This window comes from Novosphingobium silvae, assembly GCF_009856825.1.
Classification (GTDB): domain Bacteria; phylum Pseudomonadota; class Alphaproteobacteria; order Sphingomonadales; family Sphingomonadaceae; genus Novosphingobium; species Novosphingobium silvae.
This window is the reverse complement of the sequence record NZ_WVTD01000017.1, coordinates 45,711-70,871: the sequence shown is the minus strand read 5'-3', so window position 1 is coordinate 70,871 and position 25,161 is coordinate 45,711. Positions and strand designations below refer to the sequence as shown.

The window sequence follows — 25,161 nt, the reverse complement described above, 5'->3', positions numbered from 1 at the left end:
AAGGACGGCCTGGTCCCCGGGGCGTGCCTCGGGGGATGGGCGATGCAACAGGGGTAAGGTCATGAGGGTATCGACCGCGATGCGGCGCTGGGCGTCGCTGGCGGCGCTTGGCGCGGCGCTCACGATGGGAGCGCATGGCGCCGACGCGAAGAAGAAGGACAAGCGCGAGGATGCGTCGGGCCCGGCGCCTTACGCCTCGACCTACAAGCCCTATCCGGGCCGGCCGACCGCGCTGGTCGGTGCCACGGTCTACGACGGACGCGGCGGCCGGATAGACAATGGCACGGTGCTGTTCGAAGGCGGCCGGGTGGTCGGCGTCGGGGCTGCCGACCTTGCCGTGCCTTCGGGCTACGACCGCATCGATGGACGCGGCAAGTTCGTGACGCCCGGCGTCATCGACATCCACTCGCACCTCGGCGTCTATCCCAGCCCCTCGATCGAGGCATTGTCCGACGGCAACGAGATGACATCGCCCACCACGCCCGACGTATGGGCCGAGCATTCGGTGTGGCCGCAGGACCCCGGCTTCACCCGGGCCCTGGTCAACGGCGGGGTCACCTCGCTCCAGATCCTCCCCGGCTCCGCCAACCTGATGGGCGGGCGCGCCGTGACGCTCAAGAACGTCGCCAGCCGCACCGTGCAGGGGATGAAGTTTCCCGGCGCGCCTTACTCGCTGAAGATGGCCTGCGGCGAGAATCCCAAGCGCGTCTACGGCGGCAAGGGCCAGAAGCCCTCGACCCGGATGGGCAACTTCGCCGTCAACCGCCAGGCATGGATCGATGCCAGACAGTACATGGAAGGCGACCATGCGGAGCGCGATCTCGGCAAGGATACGCTGGAGGGCGTGCTGAAGGGCGAGATCATGGTCCAGAACCACTGCTACCGCGCCGACGAGATGGCGCTCGTCCTCGATATGGCAAAGGAGTTCGGCTACAAGGTCACCGCCTTCCACCACGCGGTCGAGGCCTACAAGATCGGCGACCTGCTCAGGGCGAACGATGTCTGCGCCGCGATCTGGGCCGACTGGTACGGCTTCAAGATGGAAGCCTACGACGGCATTCCCGAAAACGCTGCGCTGCTGGCGAAGCAGGGGGCGTGCGTGGTCATCCACTCCGACGACGAGAACGGCATCCAGCGCCTCAACCAGGCCGCCGCGCGCGCGCAGGCGGCGGGGCGGCGGATCGGCGTCGACGTGCCGGACGCGCAGGTCGTGGGCTGGTTCACCTATAACGCGGCCAAGGCCATGGGCATCGGCGAAAAGACCGGCAGCCTGGAAAAGGGCAAGATGGCGGACGTCGTGCTGTGGAACGGCAATCCGCTCTCGGTCTATTCGCGTCCCGAGAAGGTTTGGGTGGATGGTGCTCTGATGTACGATGCAGCCGATCCCAAGCGAAAGCCGGTAAGCGATTTCGAACTTGGCCAGCCGGGCGAAGGAGACGTGAAATGAGCCGCCGCCTGGTTCTCGCCGCAGCGCTTGCCGCCTCGTTCCTCGCGCCTTGCGCCGCCTTCGCGCAGGATTTCGCAGTCACCAACGCGACCGTCGCGACCGGCGACGGCGGCGAGCCCATCGCCAACGGCACCGTTCTGGTCCGAGGCGGCAAGGTCGTCGCGGCCGGCGCGGGAGTGGCCGTCCCGGCGGGCGTCCAGACGGTGGACGGCAGCGGCAAATGGGTGACGCCCGGCCTGTTCTCCGCCGTCACCGACCTTGGCCTGTGGGACGTGGAGGGCGTGGACGACAGCAACGACACTTCCGCCGATAAATCGCCCTTCAACGCCGCGCTCGACGTGGTGCCGGCGCTCAACCCGGCAAGTGAGCATATCGGCGTCAGCCGCGAAGGCGGCGTCACCCGCGCCAGCGTCACGCCGTTCAACGCCGAATCGATCTTTGCCGGGCAGGGCGCCCTGGTCGATCTCGGCGCGGATCCGGCGATGGTCGTGAAGGGCCGTGCGTTCCAGTACGTCGAACTCGGCGAATCGGGCGGGCGCCTTGCCGGCGGCAGCCGCGTGGCCGCCCATGCGGCGCTGCGCAATGCCCTTCGCGAGGCGCGGGAGGCCGTGGCCCTGCAGCCCGGCGCGCAGCGGCAGGGCGACGTCCTCCTCACCCGCGAGGATGCGCTGGCGCTCGGCCGGGTGATCGACGGCACCCAGGCGCTCTACGTGGGTGTGGAGCGCGCTGCCGACATCCGCAGCGTGCTCGCGCTTCGGGCGGAGTTCCCAAAGCTCGATCTCGTGCTCGTGGGCGCTACCGAAGGGTGGCTCGTCGCCTCCGAGATTGCGGCCGCGCAGGTGCCCGTCATCACCAATCCGATGCACGACCTGCCGGCAAGCTTCGAAATGCTGGCGGCGACGATGTCGAACGTCGGGCGCATGAAGAAGGCGGGCGTCAAAGTCGCGATCGGCATGTTCGCGGGTTCGGATCAGCCGCGCTATGCGCCCCAGCAGGCGGGCAATCTCGTGGCGCTGGGCAGGATCCAGGGCGCGACCGGCCTTTCGTGGGGCGAAGCGCTGGCGGCGATCACTTCCGTCCCGGCCGAGATCAGCGGACTTGGTGGCAAGGCGGGCATTCTGGCCCCAGGCGCGGCCGGTGACGTGGTGCTGTGGGACGGCGATCCCCTCGAACTTTCCTCGGCGCCCGTCGCCGTGTGGATCGACGGGGTGAAGCAGCCGCTCGGCAACCGCCAGAGCCGCCTGCGCGAGCGGTACAAGGATCTCGACGAGACGTACCAGCCCAAAGCCTACGCCTGGTGAAAGAAGGGCAGCGGGCGAGGTCGTCCGCTGCCCTTCGGCTGCCTGAGGCGCTCGAAAGCATGGGGTGACCGGCCCGGGAGATAGCACCGGGAAGCGGGGTTCCACGTGGAACCTGCAAGTCTTGCGCAACGGTGCTTCGAGGGACGGCTCGGCATGCAGGAGCGGCCCGGGCTTTCCGCAAGGGCACCTAGGGGCACGGCGAAGGAAGTGAAGGAGCGGCGTTGCTCCCGGCGTGCTGGGCACCCGGAAGCGCTGCCGCCGCGATCACGCGCGTGCTTCGTTCACTCCGGCGCTGTTGTGGCGCAGGGCCTTCAGCACGGTATCGACGATCTGCGGCGCGTTGAGTCCGGCCTCGTCGTACTGCGCCTCGGGCTTGTCATGGTCCTGGAACACGTCGGGCAGGCGCATGGTGCGAATACGCAGCCCCGCGTCGGTCAGGCCCTCGTCGCTCGCCATGGTGAGGACATGGGCGCCAAGGCCGCCGATCGAGCCTTCCTCCACCGTCACGACGATCTCGTGGCTGAGCATGAGGCGGCGGATCAGATCGGTGTCGAGCGGCTTGACGAAACGCAGGTCCGCGACCGTTGTGGAAAGGCCCCTGGCGTCGAGCTGGTCGGCCGCTTTCAGGGCTTCGGACAGGCGCGTGCCGAGCGAAAGGATGGCCACCTTTGTGCCTTCGCGCACGATGCGGCCCCTGCCGATCTCCAGCGCCTCGGGCACCTGCGGCATTTCCACGCCGGTGCCGTTGCCACGCGGGTAGCGGAAGGCGATGGGGCCTGCGTCGTAGAGCGCTGCGGTGTGGACCATGTGGACCAGTTCCGCCTCGTCGGCGGCTGCCATGACGACCATGTTCGGCAAGGTGGCAAGGTAGGTCACGTCGAACGATCCGGCATGCGTCGCGCCGTCGGCGCCGACCAGGCCCGCGCGGTCGATGGCGAAGCGCACGGGAAGGTTCTGGATCGCCACGTCATGCACGACCTGGTCGAAGGCCCGCTGCAGGAAAGTGGAATAGATCGCGCAGAACGGGCGCATCCCCTGCGCGGCGAGCCCGGCCGCGAACGTCACCGCGTGCTGTTCGGCGATGCCCACATCGAAGCTGCGCTCGGGGAACTGCGCGGCGAACTTGTCGAGCCCGGTGCCCGAAGGCATGGCCGCCGTGATCGCGCAGATGGCGGGGTCGCGCTCCGCCTCGGCGGTGAGCGCCTTGGCGAAAACGCCGGTATAGCTTGGCGGCCCGGCAGGCGCCTTCGCCTGCTCGCCGGTGATGACGTCGAACTTCTGGACGCCGTGGTACTTGTCGGCTGCGTTCTCGGCCGGGGCGTAGCCCTTGCCCTTCTGAGTGACCACGTGGACGAGGATCGGGCCGACGCCCGCATCGCGCACGTTCTCAAGCACGGGGACGAGCGCGTCGAGATCGTGCCCGTCGATCGGGCCGACGTAGTAGAAGCCCAGCTCCTCGAACAGAGTGCCGCCCATCGCCATGCCGCGGGCGAACTCGTCCGTCTTTTTGGCGGCGACATGCAGGGGGCGGGGCAGGCGCCGCGCGAACTTGCGCGCCAGTTCGCGCAGCCCCAGGAACTGCCCGGAGGAAACCAGCCGCGCAAGATAGGCGGAAAGGCCGCCCACGGGCGGTGCGATCGACATGTCGTTGTCGTTGAGGATAACGACCAGGCGATTGCCCGCCTCGCGCGCGTTGTTCATCGCCTCGTAGGCCATGCCCGCGCTCATCGCGCCGTCGCCGATCACGGCGATGCCGCGGCCGGGGGCGCCCTTGATCTTGTTGGCGACGGCAAAGCCTAGTGCCGCCGAGATCGAGGTGGAGCTGTGCGCAGTGCCGAAGGGATCGTACTCGCTCTCGCTCCGCTTGGTGAAGCCCGAAAGGCCGCCGCCCTGCCGCAGGGTGCGGATGCGGTCACGCCGCCCGGTCAGGATCTTGTGCGGATAGGCCTGGTGGCCCACGTCCCAGATCAGGCGATCGGCAGGCGTGTCGAACACGTAATGGATGGCGATCGTCAGTTCGACGACGCCCAGACCCGATCCAAGGTGCCCGCCGGTCTGGCCGACGGCCGAAATCATCTCGGCGCGCAGTTCGTCGGCGAGCTGGCGCAGCTGGGCGGGCTTGAGCTTGCGAAGGTCTTCGGGAGTCGGAACTTCGTCGAGCAGGGGCGTGGCCGGATTGGCGTTCATTCCTCCGGCCCTACACGCTTGTGAACGGCCTGTCGATTGACGGCGTGTGCAATATCGCCGCGAATGGCGGGGCGGTGGAGCGGCGGGCGTTATGGCGCGGAACTGTGCGCGAGGCGCCGCCGTGGGTCAGCCGCACTCGGCGCAGATGCCTCGCAGTTCGACCACGGGGCGCACGTCGGCGAAGCCGGCGCCCTTGGCCGCCGTCACCAGCGCGCCGGTGAGCTTGTCATCGTCGATGTGGACGGCCTGCCCGCAGCTGTCGCAGATCAGGAAGATGCAGTCGTGCTGGCAGCCCGGGTGGCTGTTGGCGACATAGGCGTTCGCGCTTTCCACCCGCCGCGCCAGGTTGGTGCGAACGAACAGGTCTAGGATTCGGTAGACGCTGTTGGGCGCAACCCGCTTTCCGCGCAGGGCCGATACGCTTTCCGCCAGGTCGTAAGCACTGGCGGGGCGCTCCCGGTCGGCAAGTGCGGTGAACACATCCGCGCGCATCTCGGTCCACTGCTCGCCCGATTCGACGAGAGCGTTGCGGGCCTCGTTGATGAGGCTGGCGCCGGAATGTTCGTGATGATCGTGATGAGCAGCCATGCCGCTCATATGGGGTGTCGGAGCGGCTCAGGCAATCGGTGCCGCGATCGATCGCCGATCAGGACGCCTCGGCAGCCTGAACCGAAGGTGCGATGTCGTTCGCAAGCGGCGAGATCTGGCCGATGCCCATGGCGCCGAGCACCAGCAGCGACCCGCCGGCGAAGCCGAGCGCGAAGAAGCGGTAGAAGTCGGGCTTGAAGATTCCCATGGCAGCGGCTTTCGTAGTCTCGTGTGAATGTATGATCGGGCGTGGGGCCCAAGTGGTCAAAAGTGCCTGTCCGTCCAGTGAACGATGGACAAAGTTCCGCCATTCTTCGACGAACCGTTGAGCCCGTGGGCCGGACCGCGCCCTTGGTGCACGCTTGCCGCTTGTGAAAAGATGCGAGTCGCGCGGTATGCAGGGTTCAGAAGGCTGACGCTGCAAGGGAGAGCAGCGCGAGGGCAAGGACCGGCAGCGCGGCGCAGCCGAACGGCAGCGCCATGGCCGCGATAGCGCTGCTCCGCGAGCGCAGTCGACCCAGCCGCAGGAGCACCGCCGCGATCGTCATCCCGGCGAGGAAGAAGACCACGACCATGGGACCGAACCAGATCACCCACATGGTCGAACGTCTCCTTCCGCCTTCGTGCGCGGCCCTGCCCGCCCGATCCTCAGTGCTTGAAGTGGCGCATGCCGGTGAAGACCATGGCAAGGCCAGCTTCATCGGCGGCGGCGATCACTTCATCGTCGCGGATCGAGCCGCCCGGCTGGATCACCGCGGTCGCTCCCGCCTCGGCAGCGGCGAGCAGGCCGTCGGCGAAGGGGAAGAAGGCGTCGGAGGCGACTGCCGAGCCCACCGTGCGCGGCGCGTCCCAGCCGAACTTCGCGGCCGCTTCGGCAGCCTTCATCGCGGCGATGCGCGAGGAATCGCGGCGGTTCATCTGGCCCGCGCCGATACCTGCGGTAACGCCGTCGCGGGCGTAGACGATGGCGTTGGACTTGACGTGGCGGGCTACCGTCCAGGCAAAGAGGCAGTCGGCCAGCTCGCGGTCGGTGGGCGCGCGCCTGGTCACTACCTTGAGGTCGTCGAATGCGATGGCGCCGTTGTCCCGGCCCTGCACCAGCAACCCGCCGGTGATGGGCTTGACGGACAGGCCGCCACGGCGCGGGTCGGGCAGTTCGCCGGTCAGCAGCAGGCGCAGGTTCTTCTTGCGGGCGAAGAAGGCGCGGGCCTCCTCGTCGGCATCGGGGGCGACGACGACTTCGGTGAAGATCTGGCAGATCGCCTCGGCGGTGGGCCCGTCGAGGGGGGTGTTCACGGCGACGATGCCGCCGAACGCGGAGACATCGTCACAGGCAAGGGCGCCCTGCCAGGCATCCAGCAGGCTGTCGGCCTGCGCGACGCCGCAGGGGTTGGCGTGCTTGACGATGACGACGGCAGGCTTCTGGCCCCGGAACTCGGCCGCAAGCTCGAACGCGGCGTCGGCATCGTTGTAGTTGTTGTACGACAGTTCCTTGCCCTGCACCTGCTCCGCCTGCGCGAGGCCCTTGGTGAAGGGGCCGACAGGGGTATAGAGCGCGGCCTTCTGGTGCGGGTTCTCGCCGTAACGCAGAGTGGTGGCGAGGCGGCCGTTGACGCTGAGCATCTCGGGGAATTCCAGTCCCTGGTCGGCAAGCGCGAACCACTGGCTGATCATCGAATCGTAAGCGGCGGTCTGCGCATAGGCGCGCGCGGCCATCAGTTTGCGGAACGCAAGCGTCGTCGCGCCGTCGGTCGCCTCCAGCTCGACCATCAGGCCCTCGTAGTCGACCGGGTCGGTGACGATGGTGACATAGGCGTGGTTCTTGGCCGCCGAGCGCACCATCGACGGGCCGCCGATGTCGATGTTCTCGATGATCTCGTCGCGGCTTGCGCCCTTGGCGACGGTCGCCTCGAAGGGATAGAGGTTGACCACGACGAGGTCGATCGCGCCGATGGCATGTTCGGCCATGGCGGCGGCATGCTCGGGATTGTCGCGCACGGCCAGGAGGCCGCCATGCACCATCGGGTGCAGGGTCTTGACCCGGCCGTCCATCATCTCGGGGAAGCCGGTGATTTCGGAGATGTCCTTCACCGCAAGACCGGCGTCGCGCAGCGCCTTGGCGGTGCCGCCGGTCGAAACCAGTTCGACGCCCCGGTCACTCAGCACCTTGCCGAGTTCGGCAAGCCCGGTTTTGTCGGAGACCGACAGAAGGGCGCGGCGGATCTGGACGGTATCGGTCATGGGGCGGCTTCCTTGGCGCAGGGATCTTTGCGCGGGCCCTTAGGACGGCAGGGGGGTGGGGGCAAGTGCGAGGGACCCTTATGCGGCAAAGGCACGTTTGCGCAGGGCGGATGCTTCTCGTGTAACGTTTGCGCAGCGGCGCTTCGGACGGCCCTGGAGACCGTCAGTTCATCTTCTTCAGCAGCCAGCCGAAGGTCCCGCCCCCGCGCGAGACCATGCCCTGGATCACGAGCTGCTGCGTGGCCTGCGGGCGGCCCTGGCCATCGACCCAGAGCGAATCCTCCACCGTGACCTGGCCCGCTTCCTCTCCCGAGGTGGAGCGGAACTGCCAGTAGCCGCCGTCCGGGAGCGAGAGCGCGGCGCCCCTGCCGTCCGCCGTCAGGTTCACCTCGACTTCGGGGCCCAGGTGGAAGCGGATCGCGAAGCCGATCATGCCGCGCTTGCCCTTGCGGCCCGAGGGAAGCAGCAGGTCCTCGCCCCGAAGCTCGGTACCGTCGTCGCGCAGCAGCAGGATGCGCTGGTGGCTCAGGCCGTAGCGCGCGGCGTAGCCGTTGTGGCTGGCATCGAGCCGGGTGGCGGCGAGGGCGTTCTCCTGCTGCAGGGTCTTGCGGTCGAGCGTCACCTCGGTGACCCCCGATCCGATCGCGCCGCCGATCAGCACGGCGGTGGAGTTCGCATCGTCAAGCGTTAGGGTGGAATGCGCGGCCGTGGCTCGCAGGCCCTGCTCCAGCCGCACCGGCACCAGGCCGCCGCCGCTGGCCGCGCCGCCGCAGTTCACCACTATGCGGTGCACGCCGTGCGAGAACTCGAAAGCCAGCGTGGAGGCGCAGCCGAACCGGGCGTGGCGCGGCATCGGCGGGGGCGCGGCATCGAACTGGAGGATGGACTTGTGCGCGACCACTCGCTGGTAGCCCCACTGGCGCACGTCCCGCAGCGGGCGGGTGCGCACGCCGCTCGCGCGGACCAGCGCGTCGAGGTCTTGTGCAGAGACGGCCCAGCCCCCCTGCCACGATCCAAGCCCTCCGTCGCCGTGCGCCAGCGCCAGCAGCGGTGGCAGCAGCAGCTCGACCACGCGCTCGGCAGCGGGAGGCGCGTCGCGGCGGGTGGCGTGATAGCAGTTGCGCAGCCGCACCAGCAGCGCGATGGCTTCCATCTGCGCAAGCGGGCTGCGCGACAGCACGCCGCCATCGTCGCCCATCAGCTCGCCCAGCGCCTTGATGAGGCCCGCTTCGCCGTAGAGCCGGCGCGGACGGCCATCGGGCAGCAGCAGTCCGGCGGCGATGATGCCGACCCACCCCGCAACTTCGGCTAGCCCGTCCTCGGCATGGGTGACGTGCCGGTCCAGCCAGCGCGCCGTCGCCGAAACGTGTGCCAGGGTGCGCAGTCGCAGCGATTTCTCGCCGGACAGGATCAGCGGAGCATGGGCCAGCCAGTTCGCCAGCCGCATGCCGGTGTTCCCGACGTTCCACGCAGGCCCCTTGCCGGGCTTGGAAGGCGGCGCGGAATTGGCCTGCAGCCATGCGGTGAGCACGCGCTCCGCCACCGGAGCGCCTTGCTCGCGCGCGGCGCAGGCTTCCAGATCGCTCAACCACGAAAAGGAATGGACCACCTTCTCAAGCGGCGGCGTCATTCGCTGGGCGCCCGAGAAATCCACCTGTGCGATCGGCGTTTTCGCACCGTGGACAAGGAAGTGGCCGGCGCGGATCGCGGTGCCCGCCGCCCGGTTGCCGGGCAGCGTGTTATCGACCGTGGCGAGCAGGCGGTTGCGCCCCTTCTTGCCGACGGGGCCCGATAGCATCGATCCGGGCACGCCCATTCGATAGGCCATGCGGATCAGCTTCTCGCCCATCGCCAGCTGCGGAGGCGAAAAGTCGATCAGCGCCAGGGCGCGGCCGGGCTCGATATGGCCCGGTTCGATGACCTCGGCCGGGTGGGCGCCGTTCTGCCCGGCATGAGAAGTGGCGCCAAGGGAAGCGGGGGCATCGAAGCCGTGGCCGCCAAGGGAAGCGGGGCCGGGGACAATCGCCGCCTCTTCCATCACACCCTCGCCTGCCGCATCGGACAGGGGAATGGCCCGGTCTGCTTCCGGGTTCCCCTTGGTTCGAGAGGTCGGGTGTGAGGCCGGTTCCACCCTAGGCCAGGCCCTTGAGCGTCTGGATGTTCGCGGCGTACTGCGTCGCTCCGCCGCGGAAGGTTGCGGAGCCCGCCACCAGCACGTCCGCGCCGGCGGCCACGCACAGCGGAGCGGTCTTGGCATCGACCCCGCCATCGACTTCGAGGCGGATGTCGCGGCCCGACTTGTCGATCATCTTGCGCACCGCCTCGATCTTGCGAAGCTGGCTGGAGATGAAGCTCTGGCCGCCGAAGCCCGGGTTCACGCTCATGATGAGGACGAGGTCGATCTCGTCGATCAGGTAGTCCAGCATCTTGGCGGGGGTTGCCGGATTGAGCGAGATGCCCGCCTTCTTGCCGAGGTTGCGGATCGTCTGCACCGTGCGGTGGACATGCGGCCCCGCCTCGGGGTGGACGGTGATGTAGTCCGCGCCTGCTTCCGCGAAAGCCTCGAGATAGGCGTCCACCGGCGAGATCATCAGGTGCACGTCGAACGGCTTTGCGCTGTGCGGGCGCAGCGCCTTCACCACGGCGGGGCCGATGGTGATGTTGGGCACGAAATGGCCGTCCATCACGTCGACGTGGATCCAGTCGGCACCGGCCTCGTCGATGGCGCGGACTTCCTCCCCGAGCCGGGCGAAGTCGGCGGACAGGATCGATGGGGAAATCAGCGGGATTGTCATGGCCGGTAACGCAACTCCTTGCGCTCGGGATACGCCACCAGATCTGGGGGCGACAAGCGCTGTCGAGGCGTTTTCCACACGCCATGTTGCGGCGCCTGCCTGCACCGGCGCGCGTCGGCTCCGAAGACCAGCCGTTGCTTGCAAGCGGCAGAACGGCGAGTTCACTGCGCATTCACGGCGGCGCGTGCATCCTGGCGTCATTAACAGGGTTTGCCCCATGCGCCTTTGCGCGGCGGCCGGGACAGAAAACAGGTGCCGCGGCGAACAGGCGGTGGCCCGCGCCCGGCAAGCTCACTAGATGGAAACGACATGACCACCACCACTTCCAGAGGATCGACCGCAATGCCTTACCGACTGTCCGCTGTGCTGGCCGCCGTGGCCGCCGTCGGGCTCACCGCTCCGGTGCCTGCTCTGGCGCAAGGCCGTGCCGAGTACCGCGACGAGATCCGCAACGACATGAGCCGCTGCACGTCCGACAAGGGCCCCGCGCTCATGGTCACGGTCGATGGCGTGAAGGCGTCCTCCGGAAAGGTCCGCGTGCAGTCCTATCGGGCAACGGCGGGCGAATGGCTGCAGAAGGGCAAGTGGCTCTCGCGCATCGAGGTTCCGGCCCGTGCAGGGACGATGACCTTCTGCGTGCCGCTGCCCGCTTCCGGCACTTATGCCATCGCCGTGCGCCACGATGTCAACGGCAACGGCGGCACCGACATCCGCACCGATGGCGGGGCGATGTCGAACAATCCTCCGATCAACATCTTCAACCTGGGCAAGCCGAGCTACAGCAAGGTGGGCGTGCCCGTCGGCCGCGGGGTCAAGACGATCCGGGTGCAGATGAAGTACATGTGACGCGGGGCGGCCGGTCGCCGCGGGCTCAGGCGCACGGCGGGGGCGGGAGCGGGGGCTCCAGCCTCGCCCGGGCATCGGCAAGGTCCTCGGGCTTGTCCACGTCCACCGCCGCAAGCCCGTCGCGCGCAGCGACAAGGCTCGCCTCGATGCCGATCCTGCGCCCGAGGCGCGCGATCGCTGCCGCCAGCGTGAGGCGGCCGAGCGCATAGCCGGCAAGCATGCCAAGGCCGAGGCGGGCGGCGATGCGCCAGGGGCGCTTGCGATCCGCCTCGACGATCTTCCACGTATCGATGGCAAGGCCTGCGCGCGGCGTCGCCAGCAGGAAGAGGTTGCAGCCCGACCAGTGCCCATCGGCGAAGCGCAGGTACGTGCGCCGGCTGCCCGGCACCGCCGCCTCGATCGCCTCGCGGCGGGCGAGGAGAACCGCGACGTCGCTTCTGTCAGGAGTATCCGCGATGAAGTCGCGCACCCAGCGGCCCTGCAGCAGGGCATGGTCGCTGGTGGTGACGAGCAGGGGCGCGCCAAGGGCTTCAAGGCCGATCGCCACGCTGGCGCTTGGCCCCGGGCCCGTCTCCAGGACCTCGCATCCAAGCTCACAGGCAAGCGCGCGTACCGCCTTGTCGCTGGCGGAAACCGCTATCCGCTCGATCCCCGCCGCGCGAAGGGCCGAAACCACGTGCGCCAGCATCGGGCGGCCGGCGATCTGCACCAGGGCCTTGTGCGAGACCCCCTCGGCCGCTGCCACCGGATCGGGAGCACCCGGGCGCGAACCGGCCAGCACCAGAGCGGCGGGGGAGTGGCCCGGCATCACGCGCGCGCCTGCCGGGCCTGCGCCCTGCGCCGCCGCCAGACCTGCCAGAGAACGCCGGGCGCCGCGAGCACGGGATGCCGCTCGCGCCAGGGAGTGATGTCGACCGGCACGCCGGTATGCCGCTCGATCTTCCAGGCGGCGTAGCGGGCCGCGCCCTCGAAAGTGGTGGATGCCTTGACGAGGCGAAGGACATTGTAGGGCTTGCCCATCCGCCGCCTGCGCCGCCACCACGAAAGGACGCGGCTGCGGCCGCGTACCGCCGGGCGGATGACTTCGCCTTCGCGGGTGAAGGAGATGCCCTGCGCGCTCAGCGCCAGAGGCAGGAGCCCGGCGAAGTGCTCGCGGTTGGCGGCGAGGATCGAATCCTCGCGTCCTGCCTTCTCCACCCGGAATTCGGCCGCATAGGTGGCGCGGAACAAGGCGCGCCAGTAATCCTCGGCGGTCCCGACGTCCGGCCCCAGCGCGACGGCGAGGCGGGCGGCAGTGCGCGCGGCTTCAGCCACGGCGCCGGCTATGGCGCTGCGGGAAGCCTCGTCGCGCTCCCATGCAAGCGCGCTTGGCTGGACGAAGCGGGCCCAGATCGTGGTATCGAGCCTTTCCCCTGCGGCGGCGGCGCGGAACGTCTCGAGCGCCATCGTGGCGACCTTGGCGCGCAGCGGTACGCCGTCGCACTCCCATTCATGATAGCTGACGCGCGGCCAGATGCGCTCCACCTGGCGGCCGGGCAGCAGCACGTAGAAGTCCAGCACGCCCTCGAGCGAGCCGGTGCGCAGGTTCGAGCCGTAGAACAGCACGCCGAGCGCCCCGGAGCTTTCGCCCAGGCGCTGGGCGAAGGCACGCACTTCGGGCACGACATCGCGGTCGAGCGCGGCGGCGGTGCGTGCAAGGAGCGGGTCTTCGATCATGCCGGCGTGCATCGGGCAGGCCCGCGCCAATTACAAGGCCTCAGGGCTCAGGCCGTCAGGGGATCGGACTTCAGGGAACCACGAAATTGATCTGCGGGCCTTCGTCCAGCACATAGCGCCCGGCAGGGAACGCTTCGCCATCGAGGATGAAGGAGCCGCCGATGTCGAGATCGAGGTCGTTCGCGGCAAAGCGCTTGGCGCCGTTGCGGGTGAGGAAGTCACCCTTGAGGCCGAACATGATCGCGGGAAGCAGCGCCACGATCCAGCGCACCGGCGAATCGATCACTGCGAGCTTGAGCCCGGGAGCGGGGTTGCGCCCGAACGGCCGCGCACCGAGCGGGAAACGCTCGAACGTGGTCGCGAACGTCAGGAACCGCTCGTCGGAGCGGCCGCGCCCGGCATAAGGCAGGTGGCGGCCGCTGTTGCGGTCAACGATGCGGGTGGGTGTCGTCGCGCGCCAGATGTTGCCGGCGCGGCCGAAAAGGGCACCGATGATGGCGGCGAGGATCGAGAGCCCGACCGCGAAGCTGTTGAACGCGCCCCGCCGGTGCACTTCCTGGCCCGCCTCGGTCGCACGGGCGAAGATGCCGGTGCCGAGCACGAAACCGAGCACCGAGCGGCCGCTGCCGTCCCGGGGCGAGATGCGCAGCGGGCGGCGGGAGAGGGTGCCCCGGCGCTGCGCGGCCGCGAGCGCTTCGGCGAGCGACCAGTGCGTCGGCAACCCAAGGTCCACCGCAAGGGCATTGGTCTTGCCCTTGGGCAGCACGATGAAGGTCGGCCAGTCGTCCCCGAAAATGTCGGAGCCGCAGGACAGCACGTCGCGCACGGTGCCGTCGCCGCCGTCGACGACAAGATAGTCGATCCCGCGACGGGCGAACTCGGCCAGGGTGTAGTGCAGTTCCTCGCGCGTGCCGGGGGTCTGCGTCAGGATGTTGGAACAGTCCGCCATCTCGGGCGCGACGCCCTTGTTGCGGTGGCTGCGCGGATTGCGCACGATTCCGACGAGCGGAACGGCGCGCCCCCGGCGGGCCGGGCGCACGGGACGGCCATCGCGCCGTGCAGGCTCACCGAAGACCGGCAGCGCTTCGAATTCGTAAATGCTTCCGTACACGCCCTCCATGTAGGGATGCGTGTTGGGAAAATCATCAGGAAACATTGCATGACACATTAAGGTTACAGTTCAATGGCAGCTGTTGCCTGCGGGCCACCGTCGCTTTGCGGCGGCGAGGCCCATGCTCCGGGCCGTCCGGTGCCGATTGCCAGCCCGGGCCCAAGCCATTACGGGCAGGCGTCATGATCCAGAAACAACAGGTGCTGCCGGTCGTCGTGGTCGGCGCCAACCCCGTGAAGCTGTGGGGTCTCACCATGGCGCAGCGAGTCGGGCGGATCGCCCGCGCCGCCGGGCTCGAGCCTGCCGAGCAGGTGCCGCAGGGCGCAGCCATCCTGTCGAACGCGGCCCATGCCTGGGACCCGGCATGGTTCGGGCATGTCGTCGCAAGGCCCGGCATGGTGCTGACGCTGGGCGGCGTTCCGGCGCTGGCCCATGCCGCCAATGCCTCGCAGGCGGCGCGGATCGAGGCCGCCATGGCCACGGGCGCGCCCCTCGCCGATGCACAGGGCCTAGACGTGATCGCCTTCGAGGATGGCCCCACGGTCGAGAACAAGCAGCTTCGCAAGCGCGAGACGCCGTTCCTCCGGGCGCTCGAGCCTGCAACCATCCGCCCCATCGAGCGCGCCAGCTATTTCGGCGCCTACAAGGGCGTGACCGATCTGCTCACCAAATATCTCTGGCCCGAATGGGCGCTGGTGCTGACCCGCATCTGCGCCGCGCTGGGCGTGACGCCGAACATGGTCACCGCCGTGGGCGCGGCGTTCTGCGTGGCAGCGACAGTGCTCTTCGCCTATGGCCACTATTGGGCGGGAATGGCGACGGGGCTCGTCTTCATGGTGCTCGATACCGTGGACGGCAAGCTGGCGCGCTGCACGATCACGTCCTCTGCCTGGGGCAATGTGTTCGACCATGGCATGGACCTTGTCCATCCGCCGTTCTGGTGGTGGTTCTGGGCAACCGGGCTCGGCGCCTGGGGCCTCGCCTACGATCCGGCGACCTTCTGGTGGGTGCAGGGCGTGATCCAGGGCGGCTATGTCGTCCAGCGCGTGATCGAGGGCATCTTCATCCGGCAGGCCGGGATGCACATCCACGTCTGGCGGCGGTTCGACAGCCGGTTCCGCCTCGTCACCGCGCGGCGCAACCCGAACATGGTCATCCTTGTCGTCGCGACGGCCCTCGCGCGGCCCGATCTCGGCCTTGTCGCGGTCGCGTGGTGGACGGCCATCTCGTGCCTGATCCACGCCGTGCGCCTCGTGCAGGCCTGGATCGTCATGGCCCGCGGCGGTACGATCACCTCGTGGTTATCGGAGGGCTGAGAGACGTGAACACCACCATCGAGAAGTTCGGCTTTCCCGCCAGCCTTGTGGCTCAATACGAGCACTGGCTGGTTCTGGCTCGCCCGGCGCAGCCCACGCTGGGGTCGCTGGTGCTCGCAGCCAGGAGCGATGCCACGGCCTTCGGCGATCTTCCGGCCGAAGCCCATGCCGAGCTCAAGACCGTGACCTCGCAGATCGAAGCGGCCCTTTCGCGCGCGGTGGGCCATGCCAGGCTCAATTACCTGATGCTGATGATGGTGGACCCCCACGTCCACTTCCATGTCATCCCCCGCTACGAAGGCTCGCGCGAGTGGCAGGGGCGCGAGTTCGTGGACTGCGGCTGGCCCAAGCTCCCCGACCTTGGCCATGCCGTTGCGCTGGAGGGCGAAGGGCTGACAGGCTTCGCCGCATGGCTGAAAGGGCATTTCGCCGCCTAGACGCGGCCTAGACAAAAAGGCCGGGCGACCCCCAGCCCGTGCTCACCCGTTAGTGGCGCTCACCAGGTGTCGGTGAGCCGGGTCGCGATCTCGATATCGTTCAGGAAATCGACTTCCGCCCAGTCGAGCCCCTCGATCGAGACGGTGCCGACCTTGCCCGTGGGCGCGATCGAATCAATCACCTTGAGATACCAGTGCTGGACGCCCTCGGGCGTACGCATCGCCTGCCGCACGGTTTCGCGGAACAGGGCCGCGCCCTCGCCCCGGAAGGCCAGGAAGCCGATCGACTCCGCGTTCGATTGCGCCGCTGTCAGGGTCTTGCCGATGTGGACGAGCCGCCCGTCCGCCTCGCGCTCCACCTTCATGTCGTCGCTGTCGTAGCCCTCGGCCTTCACGTCCACCGTCACCGTGATCGGCCAGGGCTGGCCGTCCGGACCGGCGGCACCCGCCTGCACCTTGTGGACGATCTCCTCGGACACCAGCGTGTCGCCGTTCAGGATCATGAAGTCCCCGTGCATGGCCACGCGCGCGATCCAGCAGGAGCCGAGGTTGTCCGCGACCTTGTAGAAGGGGTTGAAGCGGATCGAGATATCCACGCGCGGATCGCTGATCGAACGCAGGTGATCTTCCAGCATGTCGGTCATGAAGCCGGTGACGACGTCGATCTTCTTCACGCCCGCACGCGCCAGCATCTCGATCTGCCAAGCGATCAGCGAGCGGCCCGAGAAGTCGATCAGGCACTTGGGGCGCTCGGCGGTGAGGGGGAGCAGGCGCGAGCCCTGTCCGGCGCTGAGGAGGATGGCGTGTTCGATCATGGTCCAGGTTCAGTCTGCGCAAGAGGCATCGGGGGGAGATGAGGCGCATCTAGCGACTGGCGGGCCAAAGGGAAAGCTCTGGCGCGGGCGATCCGCGACACTTCGCCCAAACTACGAGTGATCCCTTGCAAGTGAAGGCACCCTCGTCCAAATGCACCGCGATGCCCGCCAAACGCGACCGCCAGGAGAGTGCCTCTCCACTAGCGCGGATACTCCAGAACACGGCCTGGCTGCTTGGCGGCAAGGGCTTCGGCGCCGTCTGCGGCCTTGCCTATCTTGCCATCCTGACGCGCACTCTGGGCCTCAAGGACTTCGGCCACTTCTCGCTCATCTTCGGGACGGCGCAGGCGATCACCTCGATCGCCGGGTTCCAGACCTGGCGAGTGGTGGTGCGCTATGGCAGCGAGCACATCCACAATTCGGACTGGGACAGGTTCGGCCGCCTGGGAATGCTGTGCGGCGTGCTCGACGCGGTCGGCGCGGTCATCGGCTGCGCGCTGGCGGCCGTGCTGATCTATGGCTTCGCCCATGTGCTGGAGCTCAACCCCGACTATATAGACCTCGCGTTCTGGTTCTGCTGCGGCTCGCTGTGGGCGCTCGTCTCGGCGCCCACCGGCATCGTTCGCGCGCTCAACCGGTTCGACATGGCCGTCTACGTGGAGGCCATCGTGCCGAGCGGGCGGCTGGTGGCGGCGCTGGCGATCTGGGCTACGGGGCCCACGGTAGGCCGGTTCCTGGCCGCCTGGGCCGCGATCGACATCCTGGAGGCCATCCTCTACTGGATCATGGCGCGCCGGCTCTGCCCGCAGGCCGTGCGCATCTCGAACTTCGGCAAGTGGCGGCAGGCGGTGGACGAGAACCCCGGCGTCACGCGGTTCTTCCTCATCACTTATGCCGGCTCCACCATCGACGCGGCCATGAAGAACGGGCCGCTGCTCGTCGTGGGCGGCTGGGTCGGAACGCGCGCGGCGGGCCTGTACCGCCTCGCCTCGCAGCTGTCGCAGGCGCTGAGCAAGCTGTCGACGTTGCTCACCCGCTCGGTCTACGCCGAAGTGGCGCGCGTGCGGGTGGCGTCCAAGGCGGCGGAGTTCCGCAAGCTGGCGCTGCAGACCACCCTGATCGCCGGTGCGGCGGGGATCGTGGTCGTCCTCGTCGCGATCGTCGCGGGCGAACAGCTGCTGGCGATGATCGGCGGCGAGGCGTTCGAGAGCGGGGCATCGATCCTGGTGCCACTGGCGGTCGCGGCAAGCTTCGATCTTGCCAGCGTGGCCTTCGAGCCGGTGCTTCATTCCACCGGCCGCGCGCGCCTGTCGCTGCTGGCGCGGCTGTTGGCGGTGGGCGCGCTGGGCATCGGCCTGTGGCAGTTCATCCCCATGGGCCCGAGCGGCGCGGCCTGGGCCACGGCTCTTGCAGGCGCGGTCTCGTACGTCGCCATGGGCCTCATGGCGTGGCGCACGCTGCAGCAGGTCGAGGCAGGCCGCATCGCCGTAGGCCTGCCGGACGACGAGCTGGACTAAACCGGCAAACGACGCGCAGCCCTCCGGCACCGGAGAGCAGCCACGCCGAACGCCGCTACCCAGAACGCTGCCGCCCGAGGGATCAGGCCCGCAGGTCCGCCCATTCCGGATGGCGCTTGAAAGCGACATCGACGTAGCTGCACTGCGGAGCGATCCTGAAGCCGTTCTCGCGCGCGTCGGCGACCATGGCTTCGACCAGGCGCATCGCCACGCCGCGGCCGCCGATGGGCGGGGGGACCAGCGTATGCTCGGCATAGCGCACGCCGCCGCGCTCGGTCCAGGTGAGGCGGCCGATGTGGTCGCTGTCGGCCACATGGGCGTGATATTCGCCGGTGGAGCCGGTCTCGTGCTTGGTGATGGTGACGCCGACCATGGACGGTTCTCCTCGTTGCGCTTGACGGCTGCGCCAAGCGCTTTCAGGGCATATGGTCATGCAGTTCACCTCCGACAACACCGCCGCCGTCCACCCCGCCGTCTGGAGGGCGATGATGGCCGCCGATGCAGCCGACACCGGCTATGACGGCGACGCGCTCAGCCGCAGCCTCGACGCGGCCTTCACCGACCTGTTCGGCCGGGACTGCGCGGTGTTGTGGGTGGCGACCGGCACGGCGGCGAACTGCCTCGCGCTCGCCTCGATGGTGCCGCCGCACGGCGCCGTCGTGTGCCACCGCGAGGCCCATATCGAGATGGACGAGGCCGGGGCGCCGGGCTTCTTCCTGCACGGTGCCAAGCTGCTGCTGGCAGGCGGGGAAAGCGCCAAGGTGACGCCCGCCACGCTTGCCGCCGCGATCGATCCCATTCGCGACGACGTGCACCAGGTCCAGCCGCATGCGGTCTCGATCACGCAGGCCAGCGAGTACGGCTGCGTCTACCGGCCCCACGAAGTGCAGGCCATCGCCGACTTTGCCCGGGCGCGAGGCCTTGGCCTGCACATGGACGGGGCGCGTTTCGCCAACGCCGTCGCGCACCTGGGCTGCAGCCCGGCCGAGGCGGCCGGCCCGGTGGACGCGCTGAGCTTCGGCTTCGTCAAGAACGGAGGCATGGGCGCCGAGGCGATCGTGCTCTTCGATGTGGAGGCTGCGACAGTGCTGCGCTATCGCCGCAAGCGCGCGGGGCACTTGCAGTCGAAAGGGCGGTTCATGGCCGCGCAGATCGTCGCCATGCTGGAAGGCGACCTGTGGCTGGAAAACGCCCGCTCCGCCAATGCCGCCGCCGCGGCGATCGGCGCGGTGGCGGCGGGCCGCCTGCTCCATCCGGTCGAGGCCAACGAGGTCTTCATCACCTGCACGCCGGCCGAGCGCGAGGCGCTGCGGGCAGGGGGCTTCGTCTTCTACGACTGGGGGCCCGATGCGGCCCGCCTCGTGACCTCGTGGGATGCACGGGACGAACACGTCGCGGCGTTGGCCCGCGCGCTGGCCGGGCTATGAGCGAAGGCGCGGAGACCTCGCGCGCGAAGGTCATCGTCGCGTTCCTGGTGGTGACGGCGATCTGGGGGTCGACCTGGCTCGTCATCAAGGACCAGGTGGGCACGGTGCCGGCAAGCTGGTCGGTGACCTATCGTTTCCTCGTGGCGTGCATCGGCATGTTCGTCTTCGCCCTCGTGCGCGGCGATTCGCTGCGCCTGCCGCGCGGGGCGATGAAGCTCTCGATGATGGTCGGCGTGGCGCAGTTCTTCTGCAACTTCCAGTTCGTCTACCGCGCGGAGATGCACCTGACGTCCGGTCTGGTCGCCGTGTTCTACGCGCTGCTGATGGTGCCCAACGCGCTGCTGGGGCGGATCTTCCTCAAGCAGAGCGTGGGGCCGCGCTTCGTCGCGGGCTCGCTGGTGGCGATGGCGGGGATCGCGCTGCTGATGGTGCACGAGTATCGCGCGGCACCGCCCGAGGGCCGGATCGCGCTTGGCGTCGTCCTTGCCTTCGCGGGCCTGATGAGCGCTTCGGTCGCCAACGTGCTGCAGGCAAGCTCGATCGGCCGCGCGCAGGCGGTCGTCCCGCTGATCGCCTGGGCCATGCTGTGGGGAACGCTGGCGGACGCGGCCTACAGCCTTGTCTTTGCAGGCCCGCCGGTGTTCGACTGGCGCTGGAACTACCTGGCAGGCGTCTTCTACCTTGCGATCATGGGCTCGGTGGTGACGTTCCCGCTCTACTTCACACTGATCCGCCAGCTCGGGCCCGGCCGCGCCGCCTACAACGGCGTGGCGGTGCCGGTGGTCGCCATGGCGCTTTCCACCCTGTTCGAAGGCTATCGCTGGTCGGCGCTGGCGATCGGCGGGGCGGTGCTGGCGATCGCGGGGCTGCTCATCGCCCTATCGGCGCGGGCAAAGCGCGCGTAACCCGTCGAGGTAAGTGGGATAGCGCGGACGCCACCCCAGGCGCGCCCGCGCCTTGCCGTTGGCGACGCGCCGGTTCTCGGCATAGAAGCCGCGCGCCATCGGTGAGAGCCCGGCCTCGTCCAGCGACTGCAGAGGCGGCAGCGGCGTGGAGGTCAACCGGCAGGCTTCCTCCACCACCCGGTTCTGCGAGGCGGGCAGATCGTCGGCAAGGTTGTATGCGCCCGGCGGCGCGCCAAGGCCCGCAAGCACGCCCGAGCCGATGTCCTCGACGTGGACGCGGCTGAACACCTGTTCCGGCAGGTCTATGCGATGGGCGCGGCCCTCGGCCAGCCGGTCGAAGATGGAGCGGCCCGGGCCGTAGATGCCGGGAAGGCGGTAGACCCGCGCACCTGCCGCCAGCCACGCCCCGTCCGCCTCCGCGCGCGCGGTGCGGCGCCCGGTTCCCACTGGCGCGCTTTCGTCCACCCAGGCGCCGCGCGCATCGCCGTAGACGCCGGTCGAGGAGAGATAGGACAGCGCCTTGCCGCGCAGGGCATCGCCGTAGCGCTCCAGCACCGGGTCGAGCGGCTCGCCTCGCCCTTCGTTGCCGGGCGGGACAGAGGAGAGCACGTGATCGGCATCGGCAAGGGCGACGCGCACGTTCCCGGCATCCTCGAACGAGAGCGTGCCCTGCGTGCCGGTCGAGACGACTTCCCACCCCTGCGCGGCGAAGCGCGCGGCAACGAAGCGTGCGGTGTAGCCGAGACCGAAGATGAACAGGCGAGGCATGGCACCGGGCTTAGCGGCGCGGGAGGCATCGGGAAAGGCCTTGTCCTCTCGGAAAGCGGCGTCCTGCCGGAAAGCGGCGTCCCCTCGAGAAGGGCCGGACGGAGGGGGCCATGCGCCGTCTCGCACGCCTGTGCTGGCAATCCGCCTGCGAGCGTCTAAGTATGCCCTCATGGATATTGCCAGCAGACCCTCCGAGCCCGTGGAAAACCCCAAGGTCGCCGATGCCGCGCCTGCCCCGCAGTCGCCGCCGGTCATCCGCCGGGAGGACTATCTTGCGCCTGCGTGGCTGGTGCCGCAGGTCTCGCTGGACTTCCGGCTTGGCGCCGAGGCCACGCACATCGTCTCGCGCCTGTCGGTCACGCGCAATCCCGCTGGCAACGGCACTGCGACGCTGCGCCTCAACGGAGACCAGATCGCGCCGCTGGCGGTGCGGGTCGACGGACGCGAAGCGAACGACTGGCGGCTCGACGGGGCCGACCTCCTGGTCGAGCTGACCGGGGAGGCGCACGAGATCGAGATCGAGACCAGCGTCAATCCGGCAGCCAACAGCCAGCTGATGGGCCTCTACGCCTCGAACGGCATGCTCTGCACCCAGTGCGAGGCGGAGGGCTTTCGCCGCATCACTTTCTTCCCCGACCGGCCCGACGTGCTTTCCACCTATTCCGTGCGGATGAGCGGCGACAAGGCGCAGTTCCCGATCCTCCTTGCCAACGGCAACTGCACGGCCAGCGGCGAAGGCGAGGACGGCACGCACTGGGCCGAGTGGCACGATCCCTGGCCCAAGCCGAGCTACCTCTTCGCGCTCGTCGCCGGGGATCTCGTCGCCAACCATGCCACCTTCACGACGATGGGCGGGCGCAAGGTCGATCTCAACATCTGGGTCCGCCCCGGAGACGAGAACCGCACCCAGCACGCCATGGAGTCGCTCATCGCCTCGATGAAGTGGGACGAGGAGACCTTCGGGCGCGAATACGACCTCGACCTGTTCAACATCGTCGCCGTGTCGGACTTCAACATGGGCGCGATGGAGAACAAGGGCCTCAACGTCTTCAGCACCCGCTACGTCCTGGCCGACCCGGAAACCGCGACCGACGGCGACTACGATGCGGTCGAAGGGGTCATCGGGCACGAATACTTCCACAACTGGTCCGGCAACCGCGTCACCTGCCGCGACTGGTTCCAGCTGAGCCTCAAGGAAGGCTTCACCGTGCTTCGCGACCAGCTGTTCAGCGCCGCCATGGGCAGCGAGGCGGTAAAGCGGATCGAGGACGTGCGCGTGCTGCGCATCGCCCAGTTCCCCGAGGACTCCGGACCCTTGGCCCATCCGATCCGGCCGGATTCGTTTCAGGAGATCAGCAACTTCTACACCGCCACCGTCTACAACAAGGGCGCCGAGGTGATCCGCATGATGCGCACCATGGCGGGGCCCGAGCGGTTCCGCCGGGGCACCGACCTCTATTTCGAGCGTCACGACGGCGAGGCCGCCACTTGCGAGGACTTCGTCAAGGCGATCGAGGACGGCGCAGGGCTCGACCTCGGGCAGTTCCGCCTGTGGTACTCGCAGGCCGGCACTCCGCAGGTGACGGCGACGCTTTCGCACGAGGGGACCACGGCAACCCTCGCGCTGACCCAGACCGTTCCGGCAACTCCGGGGCAGAGCGAAAAGCAGCCCATGCCCATTCCCCTGCGCGTCGCCCTCTACGACCGCGACGCCGGAGAGCACCGGGGCGAGCAGCTTGTCGTGCTAGACAAGGCGGCGGACAGCTTCACCTTCGAGGGCTTCGCCAAGCCGCCGGTCCTGTCGATCAACCGCGGCTTCTCCGCCCCGGTCGCGATCGACTTCCCGCGCGTCGACGCCGACCTCGTGTTCCTTGCCGCGCATGACGACGATCCCTTCGCCCGGTACGAGGCGATGCAGGGCCTTGTCGTCCAGCATCTCGTCGCGGCGGTCAGCGGCCGGCTCGACGATGCCACCCGCGCCGAAGGGCGCGCGGCCATCGGCGCGGCCTATGCGGCGGTGCTCGCCCACCCTGCGCTCGACGACCTGATGCGCGGCGAGTTGATGATCCTGCCGGCCGAGACCTACCTTGCCGAGCAGCTGGCGATCAGCGACCCCGGCGCCATCCACGCCGAGCGAGAAGCGCTCAAGGCCTGGCTCGGCACCGAACTGGCGAGCGAGCTGCGCGCGCTGCACGATCGCGCGCTCGCGGTGGCTTACTCGCGCGATGCGGCGGCGCGCGGGGCGCGTAAGATCAAGACGCAGGCGCTCGTCCTCATCGCCGCGGGCGATCCGGCCGAGGGCGCCCGCCGCGCCTTCGCGCAGTATCAGGCAGCGGACAACATGACCGACCGGCAGGGCGCGCTGATGGTCCTCGCCAGCCTCGACGCTCCCGAGCGGGAGCAGGCCCTGGCTGATTTCCACCGCCGTTACGCAGGCAATGCCCTGGTGATCGACAAGTGGTTCTCGCTGCAGGCGGGCGCTCTGGGCCCGCGCGTCCTCGAACAGGTGAAGGCGCTGGCCGGGCACCCGGACTTCACGATGACCAACCCGAACCGCGTGCGCGCGCTCTACATGGCGGCCGCCGGTAACCCCCGGGCGTTCCACGCGGCAAACGGCGAGGGCTATCGCATGATCGGCGACCTCATCCGCCGTCTCGACCCGATCAACCCGCAGACCGCCGCGCGCTTCGTGCCCGCGCTCGGCCGCTGGCGTCGGATCGAGCCGGTGCGCGCAGCGATGATGCGCGAGGAACTGGAGCGCATCGCCGCCATGCCCTCGCTCTCGCGCGATGTGCGCGAACAGGTGACCAAGAGCCTTGGCTGACGATGTCGCCGGCCCGGCCGTCGCTCCGGTCGAGGTCTTACGCGCTCCGCTGCTCGAGGAACTGCCCCACGGCTTCCTCGGACGGCGCGGCGGGGTGAGCACGGGCGCGGTCGCGGGGCTGAACGTGGGGCTGGGATCGGGCGACGATCCCGTGGCGATCGCGCGCAACCGCGCGCTTGCCGTGCAGGCGGTGCGACCCGGTGGCCGGCTCGCCAGCGTATATCAGGTCCACTCCGCCGACTGCGTGATTGCGGGCGAATGGGCCGACGATGCCCGTCCCCATGCCGACGCGCTGGTGACCGACCGGCCGGGCGTCGTTCTGGGCGTGTTGACCGCCGATTGCGCGCCCGTCCTCCTGGCGGACCGCGAGGCCGGGGTCGTCGGTGCCGCCCATGCCGGATGGAAAGGCGCCATCGGCGGTGTCACCGATGCGACCATCGCCGCAATGGAGCGGCTCGGCGCCCGGCGCGAAAGCATCGTGGCTGCGGTCGGGCCCTGCATCGCGCAAGGCTCCTACGAAGTCGACGAGGGGTTCCGCGCCCGATTCGTCGCGGACGATGCTGCAAATTCCGCCTTCTTCGCGCCGGGCGCGCAAGGACGCCACCAGTTCGATCTGGCGAGCTATGTGCTCCACCGCCTTCGCGCCTGCGGTATTGCAGACGCGCAGGGCCTGGCGCTCGATACTTATGCGCGGCCCGCCAGCTTCTATTCCTACCGGCGCGCGACGCATCTTGCCGAACCGGCATACGGCCGGCAGTTCTCGCTGATCGCGCTCGCCTGAGCGCCGAAGGCCGCGCATTCTGGCGCGAAAAGCGGAGCAATCCCGCTTTTCCGCCAAGCTGAAAACCCTTCGCGATTGTCCTGCATCAAGGAGGACGCGCGCCGAACGTGCCACCAGCACCACCGAAATGCACAAGATT

The 25,161-nt window shown here is 68.8% G+C and carries 23 protein-coding genes; 10 read left to right on the top strand and 13 right to left on the bottom strand.

Annotated features, from left to right (window positions below; translation table 11 throughout):
- Window positions 1-61 precede the first annotated feature (61 nt).
- Window positions 62-1,447, top strand: coding sequence for an amidohydrolase (locus tag GR702_RS17770; protein ID WP_160987062.1), 1,386 nt, complete (start codon window positions 62-64; stop codon window positions 1,445-1,447).
- Window positions 1,444-2,748: an amidohydrolase family protein gene (locus GR702_RS17765; protein ID WP_160987061.1), complete on the top strand. Its 1,305-nt coding sequence runs from the start codon at window positions 1,444-1,446 to the stop codon at window positions 2,746-2,748. The genes GR702_RS17770 and GR702_RS17765 overlap by 4 nt, the downstream gene beginning before the upstream one ends.
- Before the next feature lie 264 nt (window positions 2,749-3,012).
- On the opposite strand, the gene dxs is transcribed toward GR702_RS17765, so the two are convergent.
- The 7 genes from dxs to rpe all read right to left on the bottom strand — a co-directional run bounded on the left by dxs (window position 3,013) and on the right by rpe (window position 10,559).
- The gene (dxs, locus tag GR702_RS17760; RefSeq protein WP_160987060.1) at window positions 3,013-4,935 is read right to left on the bottom strand and encodes a 1-deoxy-D-xylulose-5-phosphate synthase; all 1,923 of its coding nucleotides are present in this window, start codon (window positions 4,933-4,935) and stop codon (window positions 3,013-3,015) included.
- Between the two features lie 126 nt (window positions 4,936-5,061).
- Window positions 5,062-5,523 (bottom strand): Fur family transcriptional regulator, encoded by a 462-nt coding sequence (locus GR702_RS17755; RefSeq protein ID WP_419880311.1) that lies wholly within the window; start codon window positions 5,521-5,523, stop codon window positions 5,062-5,064.
- A 58-nt stretch (window positions 5,524-5,581) separates the two neighbouring features.
- Window positions 5,582-5,731 (bottom strand): hypothetical protein, encoded by a 150-nt coding sequence (locus tag GR702_RS22135; protein WP_202408351.1) that lies wholly within the window; start codon window positions 5,729-5,731, stop codon window positions 5,582-5,584.
- A gap of 196 nt (window positions 5,732-5,927) precedes the next feature.
- Window positions 5,928-6,122 carry a hypothetical protein gene (locus GR702_RS17750; protein ID WP_160987058.1) on the bottom strand — a complete coding sequence of 65 codons (195 nt, stop codon included), beginning with the start codon at window positions 6,120-6,122 and terminating at the stop codon, window positions 5,928-5,930.
- A 49-nt stretch (window positions 6,123-6,171) separates the two neighbouring features.
- Window positions 6,172-7,764 carry a bifunctional phosphoribosylaminoimidazolecarboxamide formyltransferase/IMP cyclohydrolase gene (gene purH / locus GR702_RS17745; protein WP_160987057.1) on the bottom strand — a complete coding sequence of 531 codons (1,593 nt, stop codon included), beginning with the start codon at window positions 7,762-7,764 and terminating at the stop codon, window positions 6,172-6,174.
- Between the two features lie 163 nt (window positions 7,765-7,927).
- A complete protein-coding gene (locus GR702_RS17740) occupies window positions 7,928-9,802 on the bottom strand; it encodes a heparinase II/III family protein (protein ID WP_202408350.1) in 1,875 nt (624 codons plus the stop codon).
- A 94-nt stretch (window positions 9,803-9,896) separates the two neighbouring features.
- The gene (gene rpe / locus GR702_RS17735) at window positions 9,897-10,559 is read right to left on the bottom strand and encodes a ribulose-phosphate 3-epimerase (RefSeq protein WP_160987055.1); all 663 of its coding nucleotides are present in this window, start codon (window positions 10,557-10,559) and stop codon (window positions 9,897-9,899) included.
- 309 nt (window positions 10,560-10,868) lie between these two features.
- On the opposite strand from rpe, the gene GR702_RS17730 reads away from it, so the two are divergent.
- The gene (locus GR702_RS17730; protein WP_160987054.1) at window positions 10,869-11,405 is read left to right on the top strand and encodes a DUF2141 domain-containing protein; all 537 of its coding nucleotides are present in this window, start codon (window positions 10,869-10,871) and stop codon (window positions 11,403-11,405) included.
- A gap of 25 nt (window positions 11,406-11,430) precedes the next feature.
- On the opposite strand, the gene GR702_RS17725 is transcribed toward GR702_RS17730, so the two are convergent.
- The 3 genes from GR702_RS17725 to GR702_RS17715 form a co-directional block, all read right to left on the bottom strand.
- Window positions 11,431-12,213 (bottom strand): nucleotidyltransferase family protein, encoded by a 783-nt coding sequence (locus GR702_RS17725; protein ID WP_160987053.1) that lies wholly within the window; start codon window positions 12,211-12,213, stop codon window positions 11,431-11,433.
- Window positions 12,213-13,121 carry a hypothetical protein gene (locus GR702_RS17720; protein WP_160987052.1) on the bottom strand — a complete coding sequence of 303 codons (909 nt, stop codon included), beginning with the start codon at window positions 13,119-13,121 and terminating at the stop codon, window positions 12,213-12,215. Before GR702_RS17720 ends, GR702_RS17725 begins: the two co-directional genes overlap by 1 nt.
- A gap of 70 nt (window positions 13,122-13,191) precedes the next feature.
- The gene (locus GR702_RS17715) at window positions 13,192-14,241 is read right to left on the bottom strand and encodes a diacylglycerol kinase family protein (RefSeq protein ID WP_202408356.1); all 1,050 of its coding nucleotides are present in this window, start codon (window positions 14,239-14,241) and stop codon (window positions 13,192-13,194) included.
- A gap of 173 nt (window positions 14,242-14,414) precedes the next feature.
- On the opposite strand from GR702_RS17715, the gene GR702_RS17710 reads away from it, so the two are divergent.
- Both GR702_RS17710 and GR702_RS17705 read left to right on the top strand, forming a co-directional pair.
- Complete coding sequence (locus GR702_RS17710) at window positions 14,415-15,548, top strand: CDP-alcohol phosphatidyltransferase family protein (RefSeq protein WP_160987050.1); 1,134 nt, start codon at window positions 14,415-14,417, stop codon at window positions 15,546-15,548.
- A gap of 5 nt (window positions 15,549-15,553) precedes the next feature.
- On the top strand, window positions 15,554-15,985 hold the full coding sequence (locus GR702_RS17705) for an HIT domain-containing protein (RefSeq protein WP_160987049.1): 432 nt from the start codon (window positions 15,554-15,556) through the stop codon (window positions 15,983-15,985).
- A 59-nt stretch (window positions 15,986-16,044) separates the two neighbouring features.
- On the opposite strand, the gene GR702_RS17700 is transcribed toward GR702_RS17705, so the two are convergent.
- Entirely contained in the window at window positions 16,045-16,800 is a 756-nt protein-coding gene (locus GR702_RS17700) for a phosphocholine cytidylyltransferase family protein (RefSeq protein WP_160987048.1), read from the bottom strand.
- A 161-nt stretch (window positions 16,801-16,961) separates the two neighbouring features.
- On the opposite strand from GR702_RS17700, the gene GR702_RS17695 reads away from it, so the two are divergent.
- Complete coding sequence (locus tag GR702_RS17695; protein WP_160987047.1) at window positions 16,962-18,317, top strand: lipopolysaccharide biosynthesis protein; 1,356 nt, start codon at window positions 16,962-16,964, stop codon at window positions 18,315-18,317.
- Between the two features lie 82 nt (window positions 18,318-18,399).
- On the opposite strand, the gene GR702_RS17690 is transcribed toward GR702_RS17695, so the two are convergent.
- Window positions 18,400-18,690, bottom strand: coding sequence for a GNAT family N-acetyltransferase (locus tag GR702_RS17690; protein WP_160987046.1), 291 nt, complete (start codon window positions 18,688-18,690; stop codon window positions 18,400-18,402).
- Between the two features lie 58 nt (window positions 18,691-18,748).
- Between GR702_RS17690 and GR702_RS17685 the strand changes: the two genes are divergently transcribed.
- Both GR702_RS17685 and GR702_RS17680 read left to right on the top strand, forming a co-directional pair.
- Complete coding sequence (locus GR702_RS17685; protein WP_160987045.1) at window positions 18,749-19,744, top strand: threonine aldolase family protein; 996 nt, start codon at window positions 18,749-18,751, stop codon at window positions 19,742-19,744.
- Complete coding sequence (locus GR702_RS17680) at window positions 19,741-20,649, top strand: DMT family transporter (RefSeq protein ID WP_160987044.1); 909 nt, start codon at window positions 19,741-19,743, stop codon at window positions 20,647-20,649. Before GR702_RS17685 ends, GR702_RS17680 begins: the two co-directional genes overlap by 4 nt.
- Here the strand turns inward: GR702_RS17680 and GR702_RS17675 are convergent.
- The gene (locus GR702_RS17675) at window positions 20,623-21,417 is read right to left on the bottom strand and encodes a Rossmann-fold NAD(P)-binding domain-containing protein (RefSeq protein WP_160987043.1); all 795 of its coding nucleotides are present in this window, start codon (window positions 21,415-21,417) and stop codon (window positions 20,623-20,625) included. The two genes, GR702_RS17680 and GR702_RS17675, sit on opposite strands and share 27 nt — an antisense overlap.
- A gap of 169 nt (window positions 21,418-21,586) precedes the next feature.
- Here GR702_RS17675 and pepN point away from each other — a divergent pair, with 169 nt between their 5' ends.
- Together pepN and pgeF are read left to right on the top strand one after the other, a co-directional pair.
- A complete protein-coding gene (gene pepN / locus GR702_RS17670) occupies window positions 21,587-24,241 on the top strand; it encodes an aminopeptidase N (protein ID WP_160987042.1) in 2,655 nt (884 codons plus the stop codon).
- Window positions 24,234-25,022: a peptidoglycan editing factor PgeF gene (pgeF, locus tag GR702_RS17665; protein WP_160987041.1), complete on the top strand. Its 789-nt coding sequence runs from the start codon at window positions 24,234-24,236 to the stop codon at window positions 25,020-25,022. Before pepN ends, pgeF begins: the two co-directional genes overlap by 8 nt.
- The last annotated feature ends 139 nt before the right edge of the window (window positions 25,023-25,161 follow it).

What these genes read in the sequence shown, in the direction of transcription:
- GR702_RS17740 (WP_202408350.1), bottom strand. Translation starts at nt 9,802, where the DNA reads ATGGAAGAGGCGGCGATTGTCCCCGGCCCCGCTTCCCTTGGCGGCCAC.
- GR702_RS17710 (WP_160987050.1), top strand. Translation starts at nt 14,415, where the DNA reads ATGATCCAGAAACAACAGGTGCTGCCGGTCGTCGTGGTCGGCGCCAAC.
- GR702_RS17730 (WP_160987054.1), top strand. Translation starts at nt 10,869, where the DNA reads ATGACCACCACCACTTCCAGAGGATCGACCGCAATGCCTTACCGACTG.
- GR702_RS17675 (WP_160987043.1), bottom strand. Translation starts at nt 21,417, where the DNA reads ATGCCTCGCCTGTTCATCTTCGGTCTCGGCTACACCGCACGCTTCGTT.
- GR702_RS17695 (WP_160987047.1), top strand. Translation starts at nt 16,962, where the DNA reads ATGCCCGCCAAACGCGACCGCCAGGAGAGTGCCTCTCCACTAGCGCGG.
- GR702_RS17685 (WP_160987045.1), top strand. Translation starts at nt 18,749, where the DNA reads ATGCAGTTCACCTCCGACAACACCGCCGCCGTCCACCCCGCCGTCTGG.
- GR702_RS17765 (WP_160987061.1), top strand. Translation starts at nt 1,444, where the DNA reads ATGAGCCGCCGCCTGGTTCTCGCCGCAGCGCTTGCCGCCTCGTTCCTC.
- dxs (WP_160987060.1), bottom strand. Translation starts at nt 4,935, where the DNA reads ATGAACGCCAATCCGGCCACGCCCCTGCTCGACGAAGTTCCGACTCCC.
- GR702_RS17680 (WP_160987044.1), top strand. Translation starts at nt 19,741, where the DNA reads ATGAGCGAAGGCGCGGAGACCTCGCGCGCGAAGGTCATCGTCGCGTTC.
- GR702_RS17700 (WP_160987048.1), bottom strand. Translation starts at nt 16,800, where the DNA reads ATGATCGAACACGCCATCCTCCTCAGCGCCGGACAGGGCTCGCGCCTG.
- GR702_RS17770 (WP_160987062.1), top strand. Translation starts at nt 62, where the DNA reads ATGAGGGTATCGACCGCGATGCGGCGCTGGGCGTCGCTGGCGGCGCTT.
- GR702_RS17720 (WP_160987052.1), bottom strand. Translation starts at nt 13,121, where the DNA reads ATGATCGAAGACCCGCTCCTTGCACGCACCGCCGCCGCGCTCGACCGC.
- GR702_RS17725 (WP_160987053.1), bottom strand. Translation starts at nt 12,213, where the DNA reads ATGCCGGGCCACTCCCCCGCCGCTCTGGTGCTGGCCGGTTCGCGCCCG.
- GR702_RS17715 (WP_202408356.1), bottom strand. Translation starts at nt 14,241, where the DNA reads ATGGAGGGCGTGTACGGAAGCATTTACGAATTCGAAGCGCTGCCGGTC.
- pepN (WP_160987042.1), top strand. Translation starts at nt 21,587, where the DNA reads ATGGATATTGCCAGCAGACCCTCCGAGCCCGTGGAAAACCCCAAGGTC.
- GR702_RS17750 (WP_160987058.1), bottom strand. Translation starts at nt 6,122, where the DNA reads ATGTGGGTGATCTGGTTCGGTCCCATGGTCGTGGTCTTCTTCCTCGCC.
- GR702_RS17690 (WP_160987046.1), bottom strand. Translation starts at nt 18,690, where the DNA reads ATGGTCGGCGTCACCATCACCAAGCACGAGACCGGCTCCACCGGCGAA.
- purH (WP_160987057.1), bottom strand. Translation starts at nt 7,764, where the DNA reads ATGACCGATACCGTCCAGATCCGCCGCGCCCTTCTGTCGGTCTCCGAC.
- GR702_RS17755 (WP_419880311.1), bottom strand. Translation starts at nt 5,523, where the DNA reads ATGGCTGCTCATCACGATCATCACGAACATTCCGGCGCCAGCCTCATC.
- GR702_RS22135 (WP_202408351.1), bottom strand. Translation starts at nt 5,731, where the DNA reads ATGGGAATCTTCAAGCCCGACTTCTACCGCTTCTTCGCGCTCGGCTTC.
- rpe (WP_160987055.1), bottom strand. Translation starts at nt 10,559, where the DNA reads ATGACAATCCCGCTGATTTCCCCATCGATCCTGTCCGCCGACTTCGCC.